This window comes from Janthinobacterium sp. HH102 (assembly GCF_001758625.2).
Lineage (GTDB): Bacteria > Pseudomonadota > Gammaproteobacteria > Burkholderiales > Burkholderiaceae_D > Janthinobacterium.
Genome location: NZ_CP062062.1, coordinates 3353722 through 3372859, shown reverse-complemented (window position 1 = coordinate 3372859; position 19138 = coordinate 3353722). Strand labels below are relative to the sequence as shown.

The window sequence follows — 19138 nt, the reverse complement described above, 5'->3', positions numbered from 1 at the left end:
CAGTAGCGTGAAGCAACGCTACGCCGTCATCGGCGCCGGCTGGGCCGGCTGCGCGGCGGCCATGGAACTGGCGCGCGCCGGCCATGCCGTGACCGTCTACGAGGCGGCGCGCACCTTGGGCGGGCGTGCGCGCCGGGTCGAACGGGAAAAGACTGTGCTCGACAACGGCCAGCACATCCTGCTGGGCGCGTACACGGAAACCTTGCGCCTTATCAAGCTGGCGGGGCAAGACCCGGCCGAGCTGATCCTCACCGTGCCCCTGCAGATGCGCTATCCGCCCGGCACCAAAGGCATGGATTTTCTCGCGCCGCGCCTGCCTGCGCCGCTGCACCTGGCATGGGCCTTGCTGCGCGCCAAGGGGCTGCAGCGCGCCGACAAGCTGTCCCTGATGCGTTTTTCCACGGCCATGCGGTGGATGGGCTGGCAGTTGTACAACGATTGCACGGTAACCGAATTGCTGCAGCGCTTCGACCAGACGGACACCTTGAACCGCCTGATGTGGCATCCGCTGTGCCTGGCGGCCTTGAATACGCCGCCCGAGCGCGCGTCGGCCCGCGTCTTCATCAACGTGCTGCGCGACAGCCTGGGCGCATCGCGCCGCCGCGCCTCCGACATGCTGATCCCGAAAGCGGACCTCTCCGCCCTGTTGCCCGACGCGGCCGCCCGCTATGTGGAACAGCATGGCGGCGCGGTGCGCACGGGCGCCAAGGTGGCAGCCTTGCACGCCTTGCCCGATGGCCGCTGGCGACTCGATGATGGCGTCGATGATGGCGAACACTATGACGGCGTCATCGTCGCCACCTCATCCGTGCAAGCGGCCGGCCTGCTGCAAGGCGTGCACGACCCGCGCCTCAATGACGTTATTACCAAAATGCAGGCCTTCACGCCGGAAGCCATCAGCACCTGCTACCTGCAATACGACCCGTCGGTGCGCCTGGACTTGCCGTTTTACGCGCTTGTCGATGCGCCAGAGCAACAGCACTGGGGGCAGTTCGTCTTCGACCGGGGCCAGCTCGACGCGAATCAGGCCGGCTTGCTGGCCGTCGTCATCAGCGCGTCCGGCCCTGCCGCCGAGCAAGGCCATGGCCCGCTGGCGCAGGCGATCGCTGCGCAGCTGGCGCAAGTGCTGCAGCGCCCGGAACTGGCGCAACCGGCCTGGGCCCAGCTGATCACGGAAAAGCGCGCCACCTTTGCCTGCACGCCGGACCTGGCGCGCCCCGGCAATGCCAGCGGCATGCCGGGCCTGCTGCTGGCCGGCGACTACACGGCCAATGACGACCGGACGCAGGACTATCCGGCCACCATTGAAGCGGCCGTGCGCAGCGGCGTGGCGGCGGCCAGGATGGCGAACACGGGCAAGGCGGCAAAACAGACTTGACGGTGCATCCCGCCCTGGCGTCGCTCGCCCCCGCGAAATTGCATTCTGTCGCACCGTGCTGGTGCGCTCGCGTGCGCTTGGGTACAGTCTGATCATCGACAACGGCCATGCCACGGAAAATACCATGCACCCCACCTTGCACTTGAAAAACAGCTTGAAAGCCATGGCGCTGCTCGCTTGTGTGCTGCTCGCCACCCTGATCGTCATTCACGGACAGCAAGTGCCGCAAACGCCATTGCTGCTGAGCCAGGCAAGCATGCTGCTGCCGGCGGTGGGCTGAGGCGGCGAAGCGGAGTAACAGGAAGAATATGATGAACAAGCAAGACTATCTCGAGGCGCTGCGGCGCGCGCTGGCAGGCTTGCCGCCGGACCTGGTGGCCAAGACCCTCAATTATTACGAACAGACCTTCATCGAAGGCGCGGCGGCCGGCCGCAGCGAGCACGAAATCGCCGACGACCTGGGCGACCCGAAAAAGATCGCCCTCACCTTGCGCAGCAGCACCCACCGCCAGGCGTTCGAGCAAAAGAAAACCCCCGTCAACCTGCTGCGCCTGCTCGTCTCGCTGGTGGGCCTGGCCATCTTCAACCTGTTCATGGTCGTGCCCGCCGCCGTGTACGCGGCGCTGCTGGCCACCCTGTATGCGGTCGGCCTGAGCTTTTACCTGGCCGGTATCGCCATCACGGCCAGCGGCTTGTCCGGCGCCAACGAACTGGTGCTCGAGGGGCCGCTGCGCCACGTCTTCATTCATGGCGACGAGGGCGGCGAAGGCGACGAACGGCGCGAAACGCGCATCACCATCGGCGACAAGGGCATCGAAATCGACCATGTGCCCGGCCCCTTGCAGCGTGAACCGGCTGAAGCGGAGGCACCCGGCGCTTCGTCGCGCATGATGGAGCGGGCCGAAGCGCTGGCCGGCGGCGGCATCCGCATCTCCACCGACATGGACCGCGATGCGCGCACCACACAAACCGTCTTCGGCGTCGGCATGCTGCTCGGCGGCATCGCCATATTCCTGCTCAGTCTGGTGGTCACGCGCTATACCTTGATCGGTATCAAGCGCTATATCGCCATGAATGTCTCCCTGCTCAAAGGTCACTAGAAAGGCTGCCATGAAACGCTTGCTCAAAGTCGGCCTGTCCATGCTCTTGCTGGCCATGGTCCTGATCGCCATGTCGTATGCGGCGCTGCGCGCCAAGGGGATCAGCAATCCCAGCAGCGCTGCCGGCCGCGCCGTGCGCAGCGACACGCGCCCGATTTCCGCCAATATCAACAGCATCGATCTGGCCGGTCCCATCGACCTGGTGCTGCGCCGCGGCGCCACGCCATCGCTGAAAGTGAGCGGCGAACAACGCCTGCTGTCGAACGTCGACACGACGGCCGACGGCACGACCCTGCATATCGGCCCGAAAGGCATGCTGTTCCACCATCGCCAGCCGCTGCAGGTGGAACTGGTGCTGCCAACCCTCGTGCGACTGGAAGTGCACGGCAATGGCGACAGCAGGATCACGGGATTTTCCGGCGACAGTTTCATCCTGGAACTTATGGGTTCAGGCGACGTCAGCTTCACGGGCCGCTACAAGCAGGTGCAAGCGACCGTCAACGGCAGTGGCGATCTCGATATCAATGCCGGCAACAGCGACAGCGTCGTGCTGGAAATGGTCGGTTCCGGGCGCATCGCCGCCAGCGGCAACACGAAATTCCTGCGTGCCGACCTGAGCGGCTCAGGCGACATCGATGCCGAACACCTGGCGGCCGACAAGGCCAGCGTCAGTCTGCAAGGCTCGGGCCAGAGCACCGTCTTCGTGCGCGACGCCGCCAACCTGACCCTGCGCGGCAGCGGCGACATCCACGTGCACGGCAACCCGCGCCAGCGCGAGACCCAGAAAAGCGGGTCAGGCGACATCATCTGGCATTGATGATGACGCAGCTCACAATCTACTGCGCGGCGCGATTTGCGGCCGGCGATGCTCGCTGCCTCGGCGGCCCCGTACCAGAGTACAGCTGCGCTTCTCAGCCACAACTCGGGGCCGCTCGCTACGATTGTGAACAGCGTCGTGGCGCTAACGATCAAATGCTGTTGTAATTTCAAAAATTCCCTTCCAGCCAACTGACCGCCTGCTCGCCGGCCGCCTTGCCTTGCGCCAGGCAGGCCGTCAGCAGGTAGCCGCCCGTCGGCGCTTCCCAGTCCAGCATTTCCCCCGCCACGAACACGCCAGGCATGGCGCGCAGCATGCTGCCGTCGATGCCCTCGAAGTCCACGCCGCCGGCGCTGCTGATCGCTTCATCGATGGGGCGCGCACGCTTGAGCGTGACGGGCAGCAGCTTGATGGCGGCCGCCAGTCTGGCCTCGTCGGCAAAGTCGGCCGCGCTCAGGCATTCGCGCAGCAAGCCCGATTTCACGCCCTTGATGCCCAGCCGGCTATTCAGGTGGCTGGACATGGAACGGGCGCCGCGCGGGCGCGTCACTTCCTCGAACACGCGTTCATGCGTGTGGTCGGGCGCCAGGTCGAGCCAGATGGTGGCGTGGCCGTCGCGTGCGATCTGCTCGCGCAGCGCGGCTGACAGCGCATAAATCAGGCTGCCTTCGACGCCGCCCGCCGTGATGACGAACTGCCCCTGGCGCTTGATGAGCAAGCCGTCGATGTCATGCGCCGTGATGGCCACGGTCGCCAGCGGTTCGCCCGCATGACGGCTGCTGAAATGCTCGCTCCAGTCCACGTCGAAGCCGCAATTGGCCGGCGCCAGCGCTTCCACGGCCACGCCCTGCCCTTGCAGCAGCGGCACCCAGGCGCCATCGGAACCGAGCCGCGCCCAGCTGCCGCCGCCCAGCGCGAGGATCACGGCGTCGAAGGAGTACAGGCGTTCGCCGTCCGGCGTGGCAAAGACCAGCTGGCCGTCGCGCCAGCCCGTCCAGCGGTGGCGCATGTGGAATTGCACGCCCGCTTCGCGCAGGCGGTGCAGCCAGGCGCGCAGCAGGGGCGCCGCCTTCATGTCCGTGGGGAAGACGCGGTTCGAGGAGCCGACAAAGGTCTCGACGCCCAGGCCGTGCACCCAGTCGCGCACCTTTTGCGGCCCGAACTGGTCCAGCGCCGGTTTCACGCGGTGCGCCTGCCGGGCGTAGCGCGAGACGAAGGCCTGGTAGCCTTCCGCGTGCGTGATGTTCATGCCGCCGCGCCCCGCCAGCAGGAATTTGCGGCCGACGGACGGCATGGCGTCGAACAACTCCACCCTGGCCCCCTGGTCGCTGGCCGTCTGGGCGGCCATCAGGCCGGCAGGGCCGCCGCCGATGACGGCGATGTAAAAGGGAGGAAGGCTGGAATCGGTCATGGCAGGCTGAAAGACGGTGAAAACCCCGGCATTTTAGTCGAGATAAGGCCCGGAGATGGCAAGAATGCCGAAAAATGATGCATACTGCGCGCAGAGGCCGCAGCGACCGGCGGCTTGACTTCACGCGACAACGCGACGACAAGAGGAGAAACACATGGGCGCAGGATTCTGGATTTCCCGTTATTTGCTGGCCAGCTCGATCTTATTCATCATCCTGACGGTGGTCGAGTACAGCAAGGGCACGACCAGCCAGACCGACATCCTCAGCGCGCTGGCCTGGTCGCTGGTGGCGTCGGCCATCTTCATCGGCTCGAAATACTGGCGCTACAGGAAGGCCGTCGCCTGCGCCACGTGCAGCGGGGACAAACCGAAAACCAGGTCGTCATGAAAAAACGGCCACTTCGATGAAGTGGCCGTCTTGTTTGAGAAACGGGATCAGCCGCCCGTTACGGGCGGGAAGAACGCCACCTCGTCGCCTTCGCCGATCACGGTACCGGCATCGCACATCACCTGCTTGTGCGCCGTGCGCAGCGCGCGGCCCTGGGCCAGCGCGTACTCCCAGTTGCCACCCCGGGCGATCAGCAGGTTTCTCACCTCGCCCACCGTCAGCGGCCCGGCCACTTCCAGCACTTCGTGACCCGTGCCCACCAGTTCGCGCACGCTGGCAAAAAATCGCAGATTGATCTTCATCGATACTTCCTTAGTACAGCAATTCGTTAAACGGAATAAAACGCAGCATGTCGCCGCGCGCAATCGACAGCCCCGGCGGGCAATCGATCAAGCCGTCGCCCCACACGGTGGAGGTCAGCACGCCCGAACTCTGGTTGGCGAACAATTCCAGCTCGCCCTCATCATTCACTTTGGCGCGCAGGAACTCGTTGCGCTTGTCCGCCTTCAGGCGCTCGAACGCGGCCGGCAGCTTGTAGCTGCGCGGCGCCAGGCTGCCCGCCACGCCCTGCAGGCGCAGGATGAACGGGCGCACGAACAGCAAAAACGTGACGAAACTGGAGACGGGATTGCCGGGCAAGCCGATAAAGAACGCCTCCCGCACTTCGCCAAACGCCAGCGGCTTGCCCGGCTTGACGGCGATCTGCCACATGTTCAGCCGCCCTTCCGCTTCCACGGCCGGCTTGATATGGTCTTCCTCGCCCACGGACACGCCGCCCGAGGTGATGATCAAATCATTGCCCTGCGCCGCCTGGCGCAGCACGGCGCGCGTCGCTTCCAGGCTGTCGGGCACGATGCCCAGGTCCGTGATCTCGCAGCCGAGGTTTTCCAGCAGGCCGCGCAAGGTAAAACGGTTCGAGTTGTAGACGGCGCCCGGCGCCAAAGGTTCGCCCGGCATGGCCAGCTCGTCGCCCGTGAAGAACACGGCCACGCGCAGCTTGCGCAGCACGGGCACTTGCGCCAGACCCACGGAAGCGGCCAGACCCATTTCCTGGCTGCGCAGGCGCCGGCCCGCGCCGAGGATGACGCCGCCGGCGCGGATATCCTCGCCCTGGCGGCGCACCCATTCCCCGGCTTTCGGCACGTGGTTGACCGTCACCATGCCGTCCGCCGCCGTGCACTGCTCCTGCATCACGACGCAGTCGGCGCCTTCGGGGATCAGGGCGCCCGTGAAGATGCGCGCCGCCGTCCCCGGCTGCAAGGGCTGGCCCACGTGACCGGCCGCGATGCGCTGCGACACGGGCAGGCTGGCCGCACCGCTGGCGCAATCGCTGGCGCGCACGGCATAGCCATCCATCTGCGTGTTGTCGCGCTCGGGCACGTTCAGGGTCGACGTTTGCGCCGTGGCCAGCACGCGGCCGTTGGCGCGCATGGTGTCGACCAGCTCCACCTCGGTCACCGGGCGCGCCGCGCCCAGCATAAAGGCTTGCGCTTCGGCCACCGACAGCATGGGTTTGCGTTGTGCAGTCGGATCGCTCATCACAAGCCCGTATTGGCGGCGATGTACGCCTTCATTTTTTCCACGTCCGTGCCCATCACAACGAACTTTTGCGGCAGATCTTCGATGTTTTCGAAGCCGGCCGGGCGTTCCGCGTCCACGCCCAGCGCTTCGAGGATGGTTTCGTTGAACTTGGCCGCCAGCGCCGTTTCCAGCACGATCATCGGCACGTTCGGCTCCAGGTGTTCGCGCGCCACCTTGATGCCGTCGGCCGTGTGCGTGTCGATGGTGATACCGTAGTCGTCGGCGACGTCGCGGATGGTGTCGAGGCGGTCCTGGTGCGTGGACTTGCCCGACTTGAAGCCGTATTTGGCCACCAGCTTGAATTCATCGCCATCGCTGCCAGGTTTGCCGGAGAGGTCAAAGCCGCCATGCGTTTCCACTTTCGTGAACAGGGCGCGCACGCGCTCGCTGTCGCGGCCCACGAGGTCGTAGACGAAGCGCTCGAAGTTCGACGCTTTCGAGATATCCATCGACGGGCTGCTCGTGTGGTACGTTTCGGCCGACTTGCGCACGCGGTAGACGCCCGTGCGGAAGAATTCGTCGAGCACGTCGTTTTCATTCGTCGCCGCTACCAGTTTCGAAATCGGCAAGCCCATCATGCGGGCGATATGTCCGGCACAGATATTGCCGAAGTTGCCCGACGGCACCGTGAACGACACTTTTTGCTCGTTGCTGGTGGTGGCCGCCAGGTAGCCGCGGAAGTAATACACGACTTGCGCCACGACGCGCGCCCAGTTGATGGAATTGACGGTGCCGATCTTCTGTTTGGCCTTAAACGGCAGGTCGTTCGACACGGCTTTCACCATATCCTGGCAGTCGTCAAACACGCCTTCGACGGCGATATTGTAGATGTTCGGGTCTTGCAGGCTGAACATCTGCGCCGTCTGGAAGGCGCTCATTTTCTTGTGCGGCGACAGCATGAAGACGCGGATGCCCTTCTTGCCGCGCATCGCGTATTCGGCCGCGCTGCCCGTGTCGCCGGACGTGGCGCCGAAGATATTGAGTTCGGCGTCGTGCTTGGCCAAGGTGTATTCGAACAGGTTGCCCAGCAGCTGCATGGCCATGTCCTTGAAGGCCAGGGTCGGGCCGTTCGACAGCGCCTGCAGCATCAGCGTGGTCGATCCGCCCTTGACGACGTTTTCTTCGAGTACGCGCAGCGGCGTGATGTCGGCCGCGTTTTCGCCGGCGCGGGCGTTCTTGTAGACTGCCTTGGTATAGGTTTTCGCTGTCAGTGCCTTCAGGTCCGCGGCCGGGATATCGGTGGCGAACTTCTTCAGGATTTCGCAGGCCAGGTCGGCATACGACAATGTGCGCCAGGCATTGAGCTCGGCACCAGTGACTTGCGGGTAGTGTTCAGGGAGATACAGTCCGCCATCGGGGGCCAGGCCGCCCAGGAGGATGTCGGAGAATTGCTGCGGATTCGATGGCGCTTTGTCAGCGCGGGTAGACACGTAATGCATAGATTTGAAGAGTCCAGTTGAGCTGAGTGCGGTTGATCATGAATGGCAGCGGATATTATAGTGCCAGCGGCCGTCCAAGGCGAATCGCGTGGCGCCAGCCTGATCAAGATGTGACAATTGGAGAGGCTGCTTATTATCAAACAAGCCATAATTGTATGAGATCAAGCCAGGCGAACATGACCCGCGTATGCACTGGCGCGCGCCGACGATTTAGGCCACACTGAGCTTTCTGCCCTGCAAAGTGCCAATAATGGAGTCGAAAACCGGCCATGTCGCTGAGTAAAAAACCATATCTGCAAAGCGCCGCGCTGCGCTCCGACGCTGTCGTCGACCTCGATCACTATCCATTCACCATCCCCGCCATCCGCGACTTCGTGCACATGGATTTCCACCCCGACGTGACGTTTTTCGTGGGCGAGAACGGCAGCGGCAAGTCGACCATGCTCGAAGCGCTGGCCGTGGGGCTGGGCTTCGGCAAGGATGGCGGCACGCGCAACGTGCGCATCGCCCTGCCGTCGGACGAGGAATCGGGCTTGCATGCACACTTGCGCCTGAGCAAGAGCTATAAAAAACCCGAGGACAGCTATTTCCTGCGCGCCGAAAGCTTTTTCAACGTCGCCACCTACATGGACGCCATGCCGGAATACCTGGGCAGCTACGGCGGCAAGTCGCTGCACGCGCAATCGCACGGCGAAGCGTTCATGGCGACCCTGATCAACAAGCTGCGCGGCAAAGGCTTGTATTTGCTGGACGAACCGGAGGCGGCCCTGTCGCCCAGCCGCCAGATGGCGGCTTTATCGGTGATCCACCAGCTGGTGCAGGATGACTCGCAGCTGATCATCGCCACCCACTCGCCGATTCTGCTCGCCTACCCAAACGCGAAAATCCTGATGTTTACGGGCGGCGGCATCCATGAGGTGGCGTATGAAGACACGGAACACTATGCCGTGACGCGCGATTTTCTGAATAACTACCCGCGGAGGCTGGAGCAGTTGTTTGAGGATGAGTGAGGTGGTGGTTTGCTGCTTTGGTGATGTGGGCTTGCTGCATTGGTGATGTCGGCTTACTTATTTGGTGATGTCGGCTTACGCCCTGCGGGCTAAGCCGACCTACGCCGACATGCGCCGACCTGCGTTGCTTGCGGCATGGCGTAGGTCGGATTAGCGCTGCGCGCGTAATCCGACGCCACCACCAGCGCATCAGCAAGCGGCGTGGTTGACTGTAATCACGTGGATGGCCAGGCCGCCCAGGGACGTTTCCTTGTACTTGTCCTGCATGTCCGCGCCCGTCTGGCGCATGGTTTCGATGACTTCGTCGAGGCTGACGAAGTGCGTGCCGTCGCCCTTCAGCGCCAGCGAGGCGGCCGTGATCGCTTTCACGGCGCCCATGCCGTTACGTTCGATGCACGGGATCTGCACCAGGCCGCCGATGGGGTCGCACGTCATGCCCAGGTGGTGTTCGATGCCGATTTCGGCCGCGTTCTCGATCTGTTCATTCGTGCCGCCCAGGGCCGCCACCAGGCCGGCCGCCGCCATGGCGCAGGCCACGCCCACTTCGCCCTGGCAACCCACTTCGGCGCCCGAGATCGAGGCATTGCGTTTGCACAGCATGCCGATGGCCGCGGCCGTCAGCATGAAGCGGCGCACGCCGCCGACGGGATCGCTGGGGCGGCAATCCTGCGCGTAGTAGCGCAGCACAGCCGGGATGATGCCGGCGGCGCCATTGGTCGGCGCCGTCACCACACGGCCGCCGGCCGCGTTTTCCTCATTGACAGCCATCGCGTACAGGCTGACCAGGTGCACGGCGTCGTGCGGCAAGTCGTTGGCGCGGTTGTCCGACGCCTTCGCTTCCTGCGCCAGGCGCCATAGTTTGGCGGCGCGGCGCTTGACGTTCAAGCCGCCCGGCAGGTTGCCCGTCGTTTCCAGGCCGTGCGCGATACAGTCGCGCATGACGTGCCAGATGCGGTCCAGGCCCGCGTTCAATTCCTCATCGCTGCGCTTGACGCACTCGTTCGCGCGCAGCATTTCAGGGATCGACAGGCCGCTTTCCACGCCATGCGCCAGCAATTGCTCCATGGTATCGAAGGGGAAGACGACGCGGGCGGACGCGGCCGATTCCACGGCCGCTTCCGCCTGCGCCTCGCCCGCCTCGCGGATAAAACCGCCGCCGATCGAGTAATACACCTTGTCGACGCGGCTGCCATCAAGCAGTTTCAGCGTAAAGCGCATGCCGTTCGGGTGTTCGGGCAAGGATTCGCTCTTGTGCCAGACCAGACCCGTGGCCGCCGTAAACGGCACCACGTGCGTGCCCAGCAGCGCGATCTCGCCGGCCGCCTCGATGGCGGCCAGCTTGCTGTCGACGGCATCGGGCGCCACGTCCTGCGGCGTCTCGCCCATCAGACCAAGAATGACGGCCTTGTCCGTGGCATGGCCCACGCCCGTCAGCGCCAGCGAACCATACAGGGCCGCCTCGACACCCACTACCTGGTCCAGCAGACCGTATTCAACCAGAAAACGCCGCGCCGCCACCATCGGCCCCACCGTGTGGGAACTCGACGGCCCGATGCCGATCTTGAACAGGTCAAATACGCTCATATCCATGTAGTGTCTCTTTATATAGTATGTTTTTATAAATGCCGGTGCTGAATTCAGGCCGCCTTGGCCGCCTGCCCCGCATCGACATTGGCCAGCATGTCCGTGACCATCTGCTCGACGCCGATCTGCGCCTTCCAGCCCCAGTCCGCGCTGGCCTTGCTGTCGTCCAGGCTTTGCGGCCAGCTGTCGGCGATGGCCTGGCGGCTGTCCGGCTTGTAGCTGATCTTGAAGTCCGGCACCATGCGCACGATGGCCTTGGCCAGCTGCTCGGGGTTGAACGACACGCCGGCCACATTGTAGGACGAACGGATCTTGATCGATGCCGCCGGCGCGTCCATCAGTTCGATGGTGGCGCGGATGGCGTCGGGCATGTAGATCATCGGCAAGGTGGTGTTCGCATCGAGGAAGCAGTCATAGCGCTCGCCGCGCAAGGCCGCATGGAAGATGGCGATCGCGTAATCGGTGGTGCCGCCGCCCGGAGGCGACTTGTAGCTGATGATGCCAGGATAGCGGATGCTGCGCACGTCCACGCCATACTTGTTGAAGTAGTACTCGCACAGGCGCTCGCCGGCCAGCTTGCTGATGCCGTACATCGACGTCGGGTCCATCACCGTCATTTGCGGCGTGTTCACTTGCGGCGTGTTCGGGCCGAAGGCGGCAATCGACGATGGCCAGAAGATGCGCAGCGGCTTGCCCGCTTCGCCCCGCTCGCGCGCCAGTTCCAGGATATTGAGCAAGCCATCCATGTTCAGGCTCCACGCCTTTAGCGGCGCCGCTTCGCCCGTGGCCGACAGCATGGCCGCCAGCTGATACACCTGGGTGATGTTCTCGTCGGCGATGATGCTCGCCAAGCCGTCCTTGTCCAGCACGTTCAATTGCGCGTAGCGCTTGGCCTGGTACAGATTGTTCGTGCCGATGTCGCTGGCGATGACGTTGTCCGCGCCGTGCTGCTGCGCCAGCGCGCCCACCAGTTCACTACCGATTTGGCCGTTTGCGCCAATGACTAAGATGCGTTCCATGCTATTTTCCTGAATTCTTGTTAGTTGGTCGTGGTAGTGGTGGTCAGCAGACCCAGTTCCTTGCCGGCCTGCTCGAAGGCGGCCAGCACTTGCACCAGCTGCTCGCGGGTATGCGCGGCCGACAGCTGCACGCGGACACGGGCCTGGCCCATCGGCACGACCGGGTAGAAGAAGCCCGTCACCAGCACGCCCAGTTCATACAGGCGGGCGGCGAATTTCTGTGCCACGGGGGCGTCGAACAGCATCACGGGAACCACCGGATGGGTGCCCGGCTTGATGGTAAAGCCGATGCGTTCGATCTCGCTGCGGAAGAACGCCGTGTTGTCATGCAGGCGGTCGCGCAGTTCCGTCGACTTGGCCAGGCGCTCCAGCACAGACAGCGAAGCGCCGGCGATCGATGGCGCCAGCGTGTTCGAGAAGAGGTAAGGACGCGATTTCTGGCGCAGGGTGTCGATGACTTCCTTGCGCGCCGAGGTAAAGCCGCCCATGGCGCCGCCCAGGGCCTTGCCCAGGGTGCCCGTGATGATGTCGATGCGGCCCATCACATTGTGGTGCTCGTGCGTGCCGCGGCCCGTCGCGCCCATGAAGCCGGAAGCGTGGCATTCGTCGATCATCACCAGCGCGCCGTACTTGTCGGCCAGGTCGCAGATCTTGTCGAGTTGCGCAATCGTGCCGTCCATCGAGAACACGCCGTCCGTGACGATGACTTTATGGCGCTTGCCGGCGGCAATCGCCGCCTGCAGCTGCACTTCCAGGTCGGCCATGTCGTTGTGCGCATAGCGGTAGCGCCCGGCCTTGCACAGGCGGATGCCGTCGATGATGGAAGCGTGGTTCAGCGCGTCCGAGATGATGGCGTCGTTTTCATCGAACAGCGGTTCGAATACGCCGCCGTTGGCGTCGAAGGCAGCCGCATACAAGATCGTGTCCTCGGTGCCCAGAAAGGCGGAAATCGCCTGCTCCAGCTCTTTATGCACGGTTTGCGTGCCGCAGATAAAACGCACGGATGACAGGCCGTAGCCGTATTTTTGCGTGGCGGCAATAGATGCTTCCTGCGTCTGCAGGTCGCCGGACAGGCCCAGGTAGTTGTTTGCACACATATTGATCAGGGTACGGCCATCGTCGCACACCACTTCAGCGCCCTGGCGCGAGGCGATCACGCGCTCGGGCTTGTACAAGCCCTGCTGGCGCAGTTGATCGAGATTCTGTTGCAGACCGCTGAAAAAGGTGTTCTTCGCTTGCTCGCTCATGATATTCCTTGTGTCCCTGATGTATGCGTGTGGTGTGCGTGTGGTTTCAGCCGCCATAGGGAAAAAGCCGCCGCTTGACCGGTGCGCGCACAATGCTGTACCGTGAAGCGCTGTTTGAAGTCTACACGTTTCCGTGATTTCCTTCAAAATCCACTATTTCGAACTGAAATTCAATATAGTGGATATTACCCAAGCCTTTTGAACTTTGCAAGCCACCTGCCGATGAAAACCAGCGTTTCGACCAATTCTCCCCCTGAAGTGGGTGCCACCCTGCAACGGCTGCGCCTGGCGCGCGGCCTGACACTCGAGGATTTGTCGCGCATCGCGGGCGTGTCGAAGTCCATGCTGTCGCAGATCGAGCGCGAAAAGGCCAATCCCACCATCGCCATCACGTGGCGCCTGGCCAACGCCCTGGGCGTGCAGATCGGCGAATTGCTGTCGAGCGCGGAAAAAGCCGTGGAAACCATCCGCATCACGGATGCCCACGAAACCCCCACCCTGCCCGGCGACCACGCGGGCTACGTGCTGCGCATCCTGGGGCCGATGGAACTGGCCGGCAAATACGAATGGTATGAAGTGACCCTGGCGCCCGGTGGCGAACTGGCGTCGCAGCCGCACGACCCGGGCACCACCGAGCATTTGACGGTGATCCACGGCAACCTGGAACTGGAAGTGGGCGCGGCGAAGAAAAAGGTCAAGAATGGCGGCACGGCACGCTATCCGGCGGACCAGCCGCATACGATACGCAACCTGGGCAAGACCGAGGGCAAGGCTTTGCTGGTGGTGATCCATCGATAAGGCACGCCAGCAGTGCGCAATATGTCCATATGGCTATGCTAAGATTTTAGTATAGACAAGATTTCCAGGCCTGGATGTCTTCGCAGAGCGTCGCGGCACATCCCGGCTCGTCCCTCCGCCACACTGCGCGCGGCATCCAGGCCTCCACCGCCTACACGGAGCCACAGCGATGACCATTTCCGACAGCACCACCACCTTCCACAACAAGACAGTCGTCCAGTACGACCCCGACCTGCCGTTCGATGCGTCACCGGGCATCGTCTACCGCCTGTCGCTCGAATACGACGACAAGCGCAAGATGGACGAGCTGATCGCCGGCTTCCTCGACAAAGCCGACAAGGGCGCGCTCGAAGCGCTGATCATCGGCATGTGGGGCGACCCGTACGAATCAGGCGCCGACGAAGTGATGGCCGCGCTGATCGCCCACGCGCCGCAGCTGCCGAAGCTGCGCGCCCTGTTCATCGGCGACATGACGTACGAGGAATGCGAAATCTCGTGGATCGTGCAAGGCAGTTACAAGCCCCTGCTGGACGCCTTCCCGCTGCTGGAAGAATTGCGCATCCGTGGCGGCAATGAGCTCGTCATCGAGCCGTTCGCGCACCAGCACCTGCGCCGCTTCACCATCGAAGCGGGCGGCCTCGATCAAAAGATCGCCGAAGCGCTGGCCCAATCGAGCATGCCGCAGCTGGAACACCTGGAGCTGTGGCTGGGCACGGACGACTATGGCTTCTCGGGCGACGTGGACCTGTACCGCAAGGTGCTGGCGCAGCTGACCGTGCCGACCCTGAAATACCTGGGCTTGCGCGACGCGGAAATCGCCGACGACCTGGCCGTCTGGCTGGCCGAGGAACCGCTGGTGGCGCAGCTCGACACGCTGGACCTGTCGCTGGGCACCATCGGCGACCTGGGCGCCGTGGCCGTGCTCAATCACACGCAGCTGGGGAACCTGAAGCGCCTGGACCTGTCGCACCATTACATTTCCGAGGAAAACCAGGCGAAACTCAAGGCGCTGCCTTTCGAGGTGGTGCTGGACGACCCGCAGGAAGCGGACGAGGACGACGGCGAAAGCTACCGCTACGTGGCCGTGGGCGAATAAGCGGAGCTTCGCCCTTTGCACACGCAACTCACCCTGCTGGCGACACAGGGCAGCAAGCGCGTGCGCCTGATGCAGGCGGCGCGCGCGCAACTGCGCCTGCCGCCCGCGCAAGTGCTGGAATGGCGCGACTGGCTGGCGCAGCCGGCGCTGCTCGATGTTGCACTGAGCCAGCCAGGCTTGCTGAAAATCGAACCGCCCGGCGACGATCCCGCCGCCCACCGGCTGTTGCTGCAGGCGGGCTGCAGGCTGCTGGAGCGTCCGCCGGTCGCTGCGCCCGAACACGGCGAACTGCTGGCCATGGATGCGTGGTTTGCCGGTTTTACTTCCGCCATGACTGCCCTGGCGGCGCAATTGCTTGAGCTGCCGCACACGCGCGTCTTCAATGCGCCGTCCGACATCAGCCGCATGACGGACAAGCTGGCATGCCAGCGCCACCTGGCCGCGCACGGCGTGCCGATACCTGACTTGCTGGGACCCGTGCACGGCTACGAGCATCTGCAGGCGCTGCTGCACCAGCATGACCTGGACCGCGTCTATTTGAAACCGCGCTACGGCTCGTCCGCATCGGGCGTCGTCGCCTACCGGCGCAACCGGGCCGGGCGCCAGCAAGCCACCACCTCGGCCGCCTTGCAGCATGGGGCCGGCCAGACGCGCTTGTTCAACGTCAAGCGCATGGCGCGCTACGAGACGACCGCCGACATCGCCGCCCTCGTCGACGCGCTGGCCGCGCAGGAGCTGTACGCGGAAGGGTGGCTGAACAAGCCCCGCTGCGGCGACAGCCATTACGACCTGCGAGTCGTGACCGTGGCGGGCCAGCCAGCGCACCGCGTGGCGCGCATCGGACAGCAGATGATGACGAATCTGCACCTCGACAACCGGCGCGGCGACGCGTCCGGCCTCTTGAACGCAGCCGATCTGGCCGCGCTGGAAGACACCGCCGCCCTGGCCGCGCGCGCCTTCCCCGCCTGCCACGTGACGGGCTACGACCTGGTCGTGCGCCACGGCCAGGCCCATGTGCTGGAAGCGAACGCCTTCGGCGACCTGCTGCCCGGCCTGCTCTGGCAAGGCATCGATACTTACACGGCACAACTGGCCCATGCTTGAAGAAACACCGATCATCCCCGACATGCACGCCGTCGTCGGCAGCCACGACATCGTCTTCCTCACGCTCGACACCCTGCGCTTTGACGTGGCGCAAGCCCTGTACGAGGCGGGCGAATTGCCCGTGCTGGGGCGCTTTTTACCACCGGGCGGCTGGGAACGCCGCCACTCGCCCGCCACGTTCACGTATGCGGCGCACCAGGCCTTCTTCGCGGGCTTCCTGCCCACGCCGGCCGCGCCGGGCCGCCATCCGCGCCTGTTCGCTTCCGCGTTTGCCGGCAGCGAAACGACCGCGCCGCACACATACGCCTTCGAGCAGGCGGACCTTCCCGCCGCGCTGGCCGCGCGCGGCTACCGCACCATCTGCATCGGCGGCGTGGGTTTCTTTAACAAACAGACGGCGCTGGGCTCCGTGCTGCCGTCGCTGTTCCAGGAAAGCCACTGGAGCGCAGGCATGGGCGTGGCCGGCCGCCATTCGACCGAAAAACAGGTGGCGCTGGCCACCCGCCTGCTGGCCGACAACGCACAGCGCACCTTCTTGTTCATCAATGTCAGCGCGCTGCATACGCCGAACCGCGCCTATCTGCCCGGCTGCCGCGCCGACAACCTCGACAGCCATGCGGCCGCCCTGCGCTATGTGGACGGGGCGCTGGCGCCCCTGTTCGCCGCCTGCGGCGCGCGTGCGCCCACGTTCGCCATCGTCTGCTCGGATCACGGCAGCGCGTATGGCGAAGACGGCTACCGGGGCCACCGGGTCGCCCACGACAGCGTGTGGAACGTACCTTACGCGCACTTTTTCATTGATTCTTTACCACCGCATTCCAAGGGAGCCGCACCGTGAATCCATCCGAACAGCCGGGCACCCTGGCGCAGCGCATGCGCCACACGCCCTACCAGGCGTATTCCTATTCGTATCCGCACAAGGCCGCCTACCGCGCCTTGCCGCAGTCGGCGCCGCTGGCGCCACTGTGGGCGCAGCAGGACCGTTCCGCCCTCTTCGCCTACATCCACATCCCGTTCTGCGAGATGCGCTGCGGCTTTTGCAACCTGTTCGCCATGGCCCGCCCCAGCGCCGACATGGTCGAGCGCTACGTGCAGCAAGTGCTGGTGCAGATGCGCGCACTCAACGGCGCGCTGGGCGAACGGCGCTTCGCCCGCTTCGCGCTGGGCGGCGGCACGCCCACCTACCTGTCGCCCGCGCAGCTGGACACCCTGCTGTGCGGCGCGCGCGACATCCTCGGCATCGACCTGCAGCACACGCCGGCCGGCATCGAAGCGTCGCCCGAAACCATCACGTTTGAGCGGCTTGCCGTCTGCCGCGCGCATGGCATCGACCGGGTCAGCCTGGGCATCCAGAGCTTTGCCGCCGGCGAAATGCGCGCGCTGGCCCGTCCGCAGCAAAACGCCACCGTCCATCACGCCATCGGTCTGATACGCGCGGCCGGTTTTCCCACCCTGAACCTGGACCTGATCTACGGCATCGCGGGACAGACGATCGCCAGCCTGCTCGCGTCCATCGACAGCGCACTGGCCTTCCGGCCCGAGGAGCTCTATCTGTATCCGCTGTATGTGCGCGAACAGACGGGTCTCGGCAAGGTAGCGCGCCGCCAGGGCGCGCAGTCGCTCAACCCCATCATGCTGGCGCGCGATGGCGACAGCCGTCTGGCCCTGTACGCGGCCGCGCGCGACCATTTGCGCGCGCAGGGCTATGAGCAGGTCTCGATGCGCATGTTCCGCGCCCCCCATGCGCCGGAACAGAACGGTCCCTCGTACTGCTGCCAGAACGACGGCATGGTGGGCCTGGGCGCGGGCGCCCGCTCGTACACGGCCAGCCTGCATTATTCAAGCGAGTACGCGGTGGCGCGGCTTGACACCATCAACATCATCGACAACTACCTGGCGCTCGACGAGGCGCGCTTCGCGCAGGCCGAACACGGTTACCAGCTCGATGACGAAGAACAGCGCCGGCGCTACGTAATCCAGTCGCTGCTGACGGAACCGGGCCTGGACCGCGACGCCTACGCGGCGCGCTTCGGCTCCCGCTGCGAAGCAGACTTGCCGCAGCTGGCCGAGCTGCACGCGCTGGAACTAGTGGAACAGGATGGCCCTCTGCTGCGCCTGAATGACCGGGGCTACAGCTACGCCGACACCATCGGCCCCTGGCTGGCATCCGAGACGGTGCGCGCGCTGATGGCCGAAGGCGGCCAGACGTGCTGACAACGCAGCCTGGCACTTTGTCCCTGCTGTACCGGGGCACGCTGGCCAGCTGCAACTACGCCTGCGGCTACTGCCCGTTCGCCAAGAAGCGCGACAGCCGCGCCGCGCTGGCCCGCGACGCGCGCGAAGTGGCGCGCTTCACTAACTGGGTGGCGCAGCAGACGCGCCCCATCGGCGTGCTGTTCACGCCTTGGGGCGAGGCGCTGGTGCGGCGCCACTACCGGAGCGCGATGCAGACACTGGCGGCGCTGCCCCACGTGCGCCAGGTGGCGCTGCAGACGAATCTGTCCGGCCCCCTGGACTGGCTGGAGAACATGGACGGGCTGGAAAAGGTCGGCCTGTGGTGCACCTTCCACCCGGACCAGACGACCTTGTCCCGCTTTCTCGCCCGCTGCGCGAAGCTCGATGCCATGGGCGTGCGCTACTCCGTCGGCGTCGTCGCCATGAACGAGCATCTGGACGCCGTCCGCGCCCTGCGCGCGGCGCTGCCCGCCCACGTCTACCTGTGGCTGAACGCCTACGACCGCCGTGGCCCCGGCTACTACAGCGAACAAGACCTGGCCGAACTGGACGCCGTCGACCCGTGGTTCGCGCAAAACCGCCGCCCGTCTCCCTCGCGCAATAAACCGTGCCTGGCGGGCGAAGCGTCGCTGTCCGTCGATGGCGACGGCGAACTGGCGCGCTGCCACTTCGTGCCCGAGCGGCTGGGGAATTTATATGAGGATGACCTGGCCGACATGCTGCAGGAACGCAGCTGTCCGCGTTTCAAGTGCGATTGCTACATCGGCTATGCGCAGCGCAAGGATTTGCCGTTTCAGGCGGTGTTTGGGGAGGGGGTGCTGGCGAGGATTACGGAAGCAGGCCAGCGTAGGTCGGATTAGCGGCGGCACGCCGCGTAATCCGACATCGTGCTGACATGACAGGTGGTGTCGGATTACGCACGGCGATGCCG

At 64.7% G+C, this 19138-nt stretch carries 19 protein-coding genes; 12 read left to right on the top strand and 7 right to left on the bottom strand.

Annotated elements, in window-relative coordinates:
* The first annotated feature begins 7 nt into the window (after positions 1 to 7).
* From hpnE to JAB4_RS15265, 4 genes are all read left to right on the top strand, one after another.
* The gene (hpnE, locus tag JAB4_RS15280; RefSeq protein WP_343216319.1) at positions 8 to 1378 is read left to right on the top strand and encodes a hydroxysqualene dehydroxylase HpnE; all 1371 of its coding nucleotides are present in this window, start codon (positions 8 to 10) and stop codon (positions 1376 to 1378) included.
* A 124-nt stretch (positions 1379 to 1502) separates the two neighbouring features.
* A complete protein-coding gene (locus JAB4_RS15275; RefSeq protein WP_175444735.1) occupies positions 1503 to 1658 on the top strand; it encodes a hypothetical protein in 156 nt (51 codons plus the stop codon).
* Between the two features lie 28 nt (positions 1659 to 1686).
* Positions 1687 to 2478, top strand: coding sequence for a DUF1700 domain-containing protein (locus JAB4_RS15270; RefSeq protein ID WP_227741964.1), 792 nt, complete (start codon positions 1687 to 1689; stop codon positions 2476 to 2478).
* A gap of 10 nt (positions 2479 to 2488) precedes the next feature.
* Complete coding sequence (locus JAB4_RS15265; protein ID WP_070218664.1) at positions 2489 to 3295, top strand: head GIN domain-containing protein; 807 nt, start codon at positions 2489 to 2491, stop codon at positions 3293 to 3295.
* Between the two features lie 169 nt (positions 3296 to 3464).
* On the opposite strand, the gene JAB4_RS15260 is transcribed toward JAB4_RS15265, so the two are convergent.
* Positions 3465 to 4706: a TIGR03862 family flavoprotein gene (locus tag JAB4_RS15260; protein ID WP_070218663.1), complete on the bottom strand. Its 1242-nt coding sequence runs from the start codon at positions 4704 to 4706 to the stop codon at positions 3465 to 3467.
* 154 nt (positions 4707 to 4860) lie between these two features.
* Here JAB4_RS15260 and JAB4_RS15255 point away from each other — a divergent pair, with 154 nt between their 5' ends.
* Positions 4861 to 5094: a hypothetical protein gene (locus JAB4_RS15255; protein WP_070218662.1), complete on the top strand. Its 234-nt coding sequence runs from the start codon at positions 4861 to 4863 to the stop codon at positions 5092 to 5094.
* 47 nt (positions 5095 to 5141) lie between these two features.
* Here JAB4_RS15255 and JAB4_RS15250 read toward each other — a convergent pair whose 3' ends face one another.
* Genes JAB4_RS15250 through thrC form a run of 3 tightly spaced genes read right to left on the bottom strand, consistent with a single transcriptional unit; the run spans position 5142 to position 8114 of the window.
* The gene (locus tag JAB4_RS15250; RefSeq protein WP_070218661.1) at positions 5142 to 5396 is read right to left on the bottom strand and encodes a MoaD/ThiS family protein; all 255 of its coding nucleotides are present in this window, start codon (positions 5394 to 5396) and stop codon (positions 5142 to 5144) included.
* A 10-nt stretch (positions 5397 to 5406) separates the two neighbouring features.
* Positions 5407 to 6633 carry a gephyrin-like molybdotransferase Glp gene (gene glp / locus JAB4_RS15245; RefSeq protein ID WP_070218660.1) on the bottom strand — a complete coding sequence of 409 codons (1227 nt, stop codon included), beginning with the start codon at positions 6631 to 6633 and terminating at the stop codon, positions 5407 to 5409.
* The gene (gene thrC / locus JAB4_RS15240) at positions 6633 to 8114 is read right to left on the bottom strand and encodes a threonine synthase (protein WP_070218659.1); all 1482 of its coding nucleotides are present in this window, start codon (positions 8112 to 8114) and stop codon (positions 6633 to 6635) included. Before thrC ends, glp begins: the two co-directional genes overlap by 1 nt.
* A 269-nt stretch (positions 8115 to 8383) precedes the next feature.
* On the opposite strand from thrC, the gene JAB4_RS15235 reads away from it, so the two are divergent.
* Complete coding sequence (locus tag JAB4_RS15235; protein ID WP_070218658.1) at positions 8384 to 9124, top strand: AAA family ATPase; 741 nt, start codon at positions 8384 to 8386, stop codon at positions 9122 to 9124.
* Between the two features lie 189 nt (positions 9125 to 9313).
* On the opposite strand, the gene JAB4_RS15230 is transcribed toward JAB4_RS15235, so the two are convergent.
* The 3 genes from JAB4_RS15230 to kbl are packed head-to-tail and all read right to left on the bottom strand — an operon-like array spanning position 9314 to position 12974.
* On the bottom strand, positions 9314 to 10714 hold the full coding sequence (locus JAB4_RS15230; protein WP_070218657.1) for an L-serine ammonia-lyase: 1401 nt from the start codon (positions 10712 to 10714) through the stop codon (positions 9314 to 9316).
* 47 nt (positions 10715 to 10761) lie between these two features.
* Positions 10762 to 11727: an NAD-dependent epimerase/dehydratase family protein gene (locus JAB4_RS15225; protein WP_070218656.1), complete on the bottom strand. Its 966-nt coding sequence runs from the start codon at positions 11725 to 11727 to the stop codon at positions 10762 to 10764.
* Between the two features lie 20 nt (positions 11728 to 11747).
* Positions 11748 to 12974, bottom strand: a complete 1227-nt coding sequence (gene kbl / locus JAB4_RS15220) for a glycine C-acetyltransferase (protein WP_070218655.1) — start codon at positions 12972 to 12974, stop codon at positions 11748 to 11750.
* A gap of 222 nt (positions 12975 to 13196) precedes the next feature.
* On the opposite strand from kbl, the gene JAB4_RS15215 reads away from it, so the two are divergent.
* From JAB4_RS15215 to JAB4_RS15190, 6 genes are all read left to right on the top strand, one after another.
* Positions 13197 to 13772: an XRE family transcriptional regulator gene (locus JAB4_RS15215; protein ID WP_070218654.1), complete on the top strand. Its 576-nt coding sequence runs from the start codon at positions 13197 to 13199 to the stop codon at positions 13770 to 13772.
* Between the two features lie 169 nt (positions 13773 to 13941).
* On the top strand, positions 13942 to 14868 hold the full coding sequence (locus tag JAB4_RS15210; RefSeq protein WP_070218653.1) for an STM4015 family protein: 927 nt from the start codon (positions 13942 to 13944) through the stop codon (positions 14866 to 14868).
* A 15-nt stretch (positions 14869 to 14883) separates the two neighbouring features.
* A complete protein-coding gene (locus JAB4_RS15205; protein WP_083287093.1) occupies positions 14884 to 15972 on the top strand; it encodes an STM4014 family protein in 1089 nt (362 codons plus the stop codon).
* Entirely contained in the window at positions 15965 to 16810 is an 846-nt protein-coding gene (locus tag JAB4_RS15200; RefSeq protein ID WP_070218652.1) for an STM4013/SEN3800 family hydrolase, read from the top strand. The genes JAB4_RS15205 and JAB4_RS15200 overlap by 8 nt, the downstream gene beginning before the upstream one ends.
* On the top strand, positions 16807 to 18186 hold the full coding sequence (locus tag JAB4_RS15195) for an STM4012 family radical SAM protein (protein ID WP_217494582.1): 1380 nt from the start codon (positions 16807 to 16809) through the stop codon (positions 18184 to 18186). The genes JAB4_RS15200 and JAB4_RS15195 overlap by 4 nt, the downstream gene beginning before the upstream one ends.
* Positions 18180 to 19067, top strand: coding sequence for an STM4011 family radical SAM protein (locus JAB4_RS15190; protein ID WP_083287092.1), 888 nt, complete (start codon positions 18180 to 18182; stop codon positions 19065 to 19067). Before JAB4_RS15195 ends, JAB4_RS15190 begins: the two co-directional genes overlap by 7 nt.
* Positions 19068 to 19138 lie beyond the last annotated feature (71 nt).